Genomic DNA, 8,111 nt, shown 5'->3' with positions numbered 1-8,111 from the left:
GTAAAATATTGCCGTTTATTTTATTGTTATTATCTCAAATTAAACAATCTTCATATAAACTAAGTTTGTGTCAAAGATGGTATAATCTTTGATTATAAATACCGAGTTGTCTGTAATTACTTTACTGACAGTAAATGATGTTTGTTTATTATAATAAGAAAGTACTCATGAATACATTGGAGAGTGAGCCAAAAAACAATCAAGATGTTGGAAATATAAATAGTAATTCATCAGTAGCTATGTTCCAGCTAGTGCTTTCACCTGAAGGAAATATTACCTTTCCTTATCTCAATAAGGTAATTGAAAAAATATTTTTCAATGTTGATAAACATATTTTTCAGAATAATCCTTCAACATACTTTCAATCTATCATCAATGATGATTATGAGGGCTTTTTCACCTCTTTACAAAACTCACAGAAAGAACTTAATGACTGGTTTTATGAATTTAGAATATGCCATGACTATATTCATTTTAAATGGATACAAGTATTTGCTAGCCCAGAAATTAATGACGATGGTTTAATAATTTGGCATGGTTATTTTAAAGATATTACCCTTCTTAAAGCTAATGAGGAGCTTTTGAAGCTAAAAGAAAATAGGTTTTTTTCAATTATCGAAAACTGTCATGAAGGCTATGCCTTGCTAGATAGTGATGCGACGTTTCTTGAAGTTAGCCCTGCAGGGAAAAGAATTTTAGGTTTTTCAAGCGATGTGAGTACTGACTTTATCAAAAATAATATCAGAATAAATACTGAAGATAGACAATTATTGGCAACAGCTTTTATCGATTCTATTGCAAATCCAACGGAATCTAAGAAAGTAGAGTGTCGTATTATATCAACTGATGATACTGAAAACTGGCTTGAAGTCACTATTCATAACCTACAAAGTAATCATGCAATACAAGCTGTTTTATTGAATTTTAGAGATATTAATGAGCAAGTAATTGCCAGAAAGCAAAAAGAATTTGATGCTAAAAATTTAAAATCCTTAATTGATAATACCTCTGAAATTGTATGGAGCGTAGATACTTCATTTTGTTTAATATCATACAACGCGGCCTTTGAAAAACTAATATTTGATTATTCTGGTGAAAGTATTTATCCCGGAAAAAACGTTTTAGATACGCTTCAGGCTATGCCAGCCCATCTAGCACTTTATACTGCTTATTATGAGAGGGCGTTGAAAGGAGAAACTTTTACAGAACAATATAATATCGCATATCTAACGAACTTATGGCGAGAAGTTTCATTTTACCCTATAAAAATTGATGATGAAATTATAGGAACTGCTTGTTATGGTAAGGATATCACAGAAAGAAAGCTTAATGAATTTGCGCTTCAAAAAACTTATGAACAATTATTAGCAGCCCAAAGTATTGCTAGATTAGGCTATTGGGAAATAGATTTAATTGATAAAAGTAGCCACTGGTCAGAAGAGATGTATAATATCTTCGGGATAGCGCCTGACCAACCACCGCTGACACTTGATGAAGCACTCACTTATGTTCATGAAGAGGATCAGGACAAGCTTATAAAGCAGCATGAACTAATGATGAGTGAGGATAAATACTTGAACTTTGATTTTCGTCTCAGTATGGCAGATGGTACAATTAAGTACATCGTTATGAATGCCAAACTGATTAGAGATGAGAACGACAATGCAAGTCAGATTAGAATTACTTCACAGGATGTTACAGAAAAAAAACAAGCCGAACGAGATATTATCGAAAAGGAAAAGCGTTTCAAAGCCTTGATTGAAAATAGCTTAGAGGGAATAGCTATTGTAGATGCAGATAATCAGATTGTTGATATTAGCCCAGGTGGTAGAAAAATATTTGGCATTACTACGCTTGAAGAGTACAATAGAGAGTTAATTCATCCAGATGATGTGAAAGAACTTGGTGCTATTTTTCAAAAAGTATATAGTAATCCAAATTACAGTCCGACTTCAAGTTTTAGATACACAAAACCTAATGGAGAATTGTTGTGTATTGAAACCCAATTTAATAATCAATTGGCAGAACCCTCTATAAATGGGATTGTCATGAATTTTAGGGATATTACTGAAAGAAAGAAAGCAGAGCAATTGCTGAAAAGCGAACGATATTTACTGAGAACCATTGTTGATAATTTACCTTTGAACGTATATGTAAAAGATTTAGCATCAAGAAAGACTTTAATTAACAAAGCCGAACTTGAATATTTAGGCTTTAAAGAAGAAAAAGAAGGGCTAGGCAAAAATGATTATGAAACCTTTACAGAAGAATATGCTAAAACATTCATAGAGGAAGACCAAACAGTATTCAAAACAGGGAAATCTATCATTAACAAAGAAACCTTGATTGATGACCCTAGTAAGAAAAGAGTATGGTATTTGTTATCAAAGATTCCGTTAGTTAACGAGGATGGAGAAATTGATAGATTGATAGGTATCAGCATTAACATCACGGAATTAAAATTAGTAGAAGAGCAATTGCGGGAAAGCGAATTGATGTTTAAAACCCTAGCCAAGAGTGTTCCGGGGGTTGTTTATCAGTTTTGTGTAGAAGCAGATGGGTCAACATATTTTCCTTACTTAAGCTCTAAAATGGCTGATATTTTTGGGATTGACTTTGATGTTAACGAATTAGATTTATCAAAACATATTTATTATGAAGATAAAAAAGCTTTTTTAAATTCTATTTATGCCGCTATTCAAACCAAATCTGATTGGCATTTTGAAGGAAGAATTCTGAATGCAAAGAATGAAATTAAATGGTTTGAAGGTATATCCAGCCCTACAGCGATTGGTCAAAAAATTGTTTTTAATGGCATTCTAATCGATATTACGGAAAGAAAAAATGCTGAGGAAGCAAAAAAACACCTTCGCCAATTAGAGCTTTCGTTGGAGAAAGAAAAAGAAATCAATCTGCTAAAATCACGCTTTATTTCTTTTGCTTCTCACGAATTTAGAACACCCCTTGCGACCATCGTTACCAGTATTGATATTTTGGGTATTTATACTAATATGCTTAATAATATTGATATTAAAGAGAAAATACAGCATCATCTTAATCGGGTAACACTCCAGTCTAACCGTTTGACCGAGATGCTGAAAGATGTTCTTTTATTAGAAAGAACAGCGAATGATAAACTCAATTTAGAATTAGAGAATATTGATATCGTAGCATTAGTAAATGAAATCAACTCACAATATTTTTTAGATAGGAGTGACCTACGGAAACTTGAATTGTCGCTACCGTTAGTGAGCAAAGCGATTTATTCGGATGCCTCGTTGTTAAATCATGTGATTCATAATTTGGTTGATAATGCCTTTAAATATTCAGAAGGAGGGGCAAACCCTAGTCTGACATTGAATTTTAACGAGCATAATTTTAGCATAATTGTCAAAGATTATGGCATCGGTATTCCTTTGGAAGACCAACAACATTTGTTTGAGATATTTTTCAGAGCCAATAATGTATTGGCAATAGAAGGTACAGGTTTGGGGCTGAATATTACCAAAGAATTTACCAATAAATTGGGCGGGACAATCAGTTTTGAAAGTGAAGAAGGAAAAGGGACAACATTTACATTAATCTTTCCGTATCAATATAGTTAAGAAAGAGTGATGTTGAGATATTAAAGTATTTATTAAAAGCCTTTATTTGATGCCTTAATTTAGAAAGGTATTAAATAAAGGCTTTTTTGCACCATCATTATTCAATTGTAAGTAAAGTCATTAATTTTATGGCAACTTAAATGCTTTATTATCTTAAAAAATAAACTCAGTGAAAAATAGACTCAAAACTATTATAGCTAGTATTTTTACATCCTACCTTTCAATCATATTATTAGGTTGCGGAAAAGAAACCCCTGATAATTCGCACAAAACTGTACATATTAAATATGAAAAAAAGCAATATACTTTGTACAGAAACGGCAAACCTTTTTTTATTAAGGGGGCTGCCGGATTTACGAACCTAAAGAAACTAAAAGAAGCTGGGGGAAATACTATCAGAACTTGGGATACGACTCATCTGCAAGCAATATTAGACGAAGCTAAAATCTATGACATTGCTGTAGTTGTAGGTTTGCCAATGCCCATGAACAATGATGGAGATTGGTTTTATAAAAATGATGAATTAATTGCTACGCAATATAAACGTTATTCCAGTTTTATTAATAAATACAAAAATCACCCTTCATTATTATGCTGGTGTTTGGGTAACGAATTGGCGTTTCCGAACAAACCTCGGTTCTTGTCATTTTATAGGGTATTCAATAATCTAGTAGATATGATTCATCAAAATGACCCTAACCATTTGGTGACTACTACCATAACTAATTTCCAACGTAAAAACATTTTCCATATCAAATTTAGGACTAATATTGATTTTATATCCTTTAACATCTTTGGCAAACTAAAAGACTTGAGGAAAGATTTAGAAGATTTTGAATGGCTGTGGGATGGCCCATTTTTGATAACCGAATGGGGAATTGATGGGCCATGGTACCCCCATGAGCATACCGCTTGGAGGGCCTTTATTGAAAACACAAGTACAAAAAAAGCAGAACAATACCTCTGGATATATCGTCATGATATGCCTGTTGAAAATCCGAGACTATTAGGCTCGTTGGTTTTTTATTGGGGATATAAACAAGAAAACACTCCTACTTGGTTTAGTCTTTTTGATGAAAATGGGGCATCATCTGAAGCCGTTGGCACTATGCAATATATATGGACGTCAACATACCCAACAGACAAAGCCCCGCAAATACGCTATATGGTAGTAGATGGAAAAGGAGCAAGGGATAATTTAATCTATCAACCCAATGCCAAGGCTACTGCTAAATTATTGTTGATGGATAAGGCAGATACTACAGGCCTAACTTACCAATGGCAGGTGTTGCCAGAAGACTGGTTTCAAGTAAACGATATTTATAGTACTAAAAAAGTAAAGCCTATCGAAAACGTATTCATTAAACAAAGCAAAACAACAGTGGTTTTCAGAACCCCTCCTAAAGAAGGTCCTTATCGTATTTATGTTTCAGTATATGATAAACATGGAAATTTTGCTACTTGTAACACTCCCTTTTATGTAGTAGATAATAAATGATGGAAACCCCCAAAATCATACCTCCACCCAACAAAAAACAACTACTTACCCTACGCATTATGATAAGCATAGGGCTTGGTAGTATGGTGTATTTTCTTTGGACCTTATTCGATAAATCTATTATTGCTAATATTACTTTGTATTGGTTTTTGATGATTACTTTAATCTTTACTTGTTTAAAGATTATCTATGAATGGTATCATTATCTTTTTATTTCTGTCCCTCCGACATACCCTACCGAGAAAACCTATACAGTAGATATTTTTACAACATTTTGTGAGGGCGAACCCTACGATATGATTGTAGAAACCCTTACGGCAGTTCAGGCTATTACATACCCCCATCAAACCTATTTATGTGATGAAGCCGACGACCCATACTTAAAAGAGGTATGTAAAAACCTTGGGGTAAACCATATTACAAGAACCGAAAAAATCAATGCCAAAGCAGGCAATATCAACAATGCCTTAAAGCAGTCAACGGGCGAACTTTGTGTTGTGCTAGACCCCGACCATGTTCCATTTCCTGAATTCCTTGATCCCATCGTTAATCATTTCAATGACCCAACAATTGGGTATGTCCAGATTGTTCAGGCCTATGCCAATCACCATCAAAGTTTAGTTGCCAAAGGGGCAGCCGAACAAACCTACCAGTTTTATGGTCCTATGATGATGACCATGAACAGCTATGGCACTGTTCAGGCAATTGGGGCTAATTGTACTTTTAGAAGAACAGCCCTAGAGTCTATCGGAGGACATGCCGCTGGTCTAGCCGAAGATATGCACACAGCCATGCAGCTACATGCCAAAGGTTGGAAATCGGTTTATGTGCCTGCCATATTAGCCAGAGGGCTTGTGCCAGCTACATTGTCGGCCTATTACAAACAACAATTAAAATGGTCGAGAGGAGTCTTTGAATTATTAGTTACCTCCTACATCAGCCTTTTTTCAAAATTCAATTGGCGTCAGAAACTACATTATGGTATTTTGCCTTTTCATTATTTATCAGGTATTATCTATTTTCTCAACTTTGTAATACCCATTATATCGCTGTTTGGTGATACATATCCACTTCAGCTTGATTTAGGAACATTTTTATTTGATGCCCTTCCTTTTGTAATTTCTATCGTCATCATCAGACACTATGTACAGCAATGGGTAATGGAAGATAAAGAGCGGGGTTTTCATATTGTGGGCGGACTATTACTTATAGGTACTTGGTGGGTATTTATAGTTGGGATATTTTATACAATCATCAGGAAAAAAGTCCCCTATATTCCTACCCCCAAAGAAGCTATCAACGAAAAGAACCTAATCATCAACCTTCCTAATATTGTTGTCTTAATATTGTCGTTAACGGCAATAGCTTATGGCTTATATTATGATTGGAATCCGTTTACTTTTATGATGGTTGGCATTGCTTGCATCAATTGTATTTCTCTATCTTTTGTTCTGTTGGCTAGTGAACAGTTAAAGATAAGGAAGTACAGAAAGTCTCATCCAAGTATTGATTATCCACTTAATGCTATAGCAGAGGTGAAATCTGTATTTTGGGTATTCAGGCGTAGGGTTTATAAGCGAATTAATAACTATGGATTAATAATCTTGATAATGGGTATTTTCAGTTGTTTTTATTTTAAGCAATTCAATCCTTTTGGGGAAAATATTCAGCAACAAATGTCCCACAAGAAGGATATTTTTTTAACAGGAATTTTTAGTCCACAAAGTTCAGAGGGATTATCTTCAATGGCACTTGTGAAGGCTTTTCAAGTAGAAGCTAAATGTCATGTTGATATAGTATCATTCTATATTTCATGGGGCAATGCCAAAAGGTGTTTTATACCTACTTCAACCTTAAAGTCTGTCTATCAAAACAACTCTATCCCAATGATTACTTGGGAACCATGGCAAATACTTTTTGAGGATTCCCTTGCCTCTACAAAAGCAAAAACTTTTAATGACAAAAAGGTTTTCTTGAATATTACACATGGTAAATATGATGATTATATTAAGCGTTTTGCTTTAGACTTAAAGGCCCTGAATCGACCAGTGTTCTTGCGATTTGCACACGAAGTCGATAACCCATTTTATCCTTGGTCGAAAACAGGGAATAATACTCCCTTAGAATTTAAAGCCGCTTGGATGTATTTACGAAAAGCATTTATCAAAAACAATGTATATAATGTAGTTTGGGTATGGAATCCATGGAAACCTGCGACAGTAAATGAATATTTTCCGGGCAAAGAAAAGGTAGATTGGATAGGCGTAACAGGGCTAAACTTTGCTGAGTATAGTGATGACAAAAAATCATATTCTTTAGAGCAACTATATCGCCCTTATCATCAAAATCGAATTTTTAAAACAGGTATTCCAATTATGATTGCCGAAGTGGGGACCCTAAAAAAAGATAAGCATCAAGACAAATGGTTGAATGAAGGCATTAAAAATATTAAAAAGAAGTTCCCAGAGGTAAAAGCCCTTGTGCTTTTTAATTCAGCCGTGGATGAGAATATCCCAGACGGCAGTATGGGTAAAATAGATTGGACAATCCGTAACCCATCCAATGTTTCGGCAGTTATCAAACAGTACCACAAACCTATAGACATAATTAATACAGATACTAAAAACCATTCCAAAGTCGAAAATATTGCTAAAATAGACAGTAGTAAAATGTTTTTGAATCTACAGGGGGTTAATTATACCAAAGCCCAAAATTGGTACAAAAATATTACGCCACTAACCAAAAAAACGATTATAAAAGACTTTGGTGATATAAAACAAAGTGGGATAAATACAATTAAATGTTATGGACCAAATGTTTATGATAGAATAACATTTGAAGTAGCAGCACAGTATGATTTAAAAATTACCTATGGATTTTGGATACCTGATAATATCAATTTTAGTAGTGATAAAAAACAGTTAGTATCGCTTACAAATTCAATATTAACCTTTATAACACAAAATCGAAATAATACAACCATAAAGGCTTGGCATATAGGCAATAAT

Annotated in this window: 3 protein-coding genes; all 3 read left to right on the top strand. The window is 34.0% G+C overall.

All coding sequences use genetic code 11. The features are described 5' to 3' along the window. The first annotated feature begins 167 nt into the window (after positions 1 to 167). A complete protein-coding gene (locus AC07XN_RS21960; protein WP_494744600.1) occupies positions 168 to 3,605 on the top strand; it encodes a sensor histidine kinase in 3,438 nt (1,145 codons plus the stop codon). Positions 3,606 to 3,774: 169 nt separating this feature from the next. Beyond that, entirely contained in the window at positions 3,775 to 5,103 is a 1,329-nt protein-coding gene (locus tag AC07XN_RS21955; protein ID WP_494744599.1) for a glycoside hydrolase family 2 TIM barrel-domain containing protein, read from the top strand. Beyond that, positions 5,103 to 8,111, top strand: a 3,009-nt coding sequence (locus tag AC07XN_RS21950) for a glycosyltransferase family 2 protein (RefSeq protein WP_494744598.1), incomplete at its 3' end; no start/stop codon positions are given. The genes AC07XN_RS21955 and AC07XN_RS21950, both read left to right, overlap by 1 nt.

This window comes from Arcicella sp. GW458-12-2-14-TSB2 (assembly GCF_059423785.1).
Note: the sequence above shows the minus strand (reverse complement) of the source record. Positions and strands in the feature narration are given on the sequence as shown.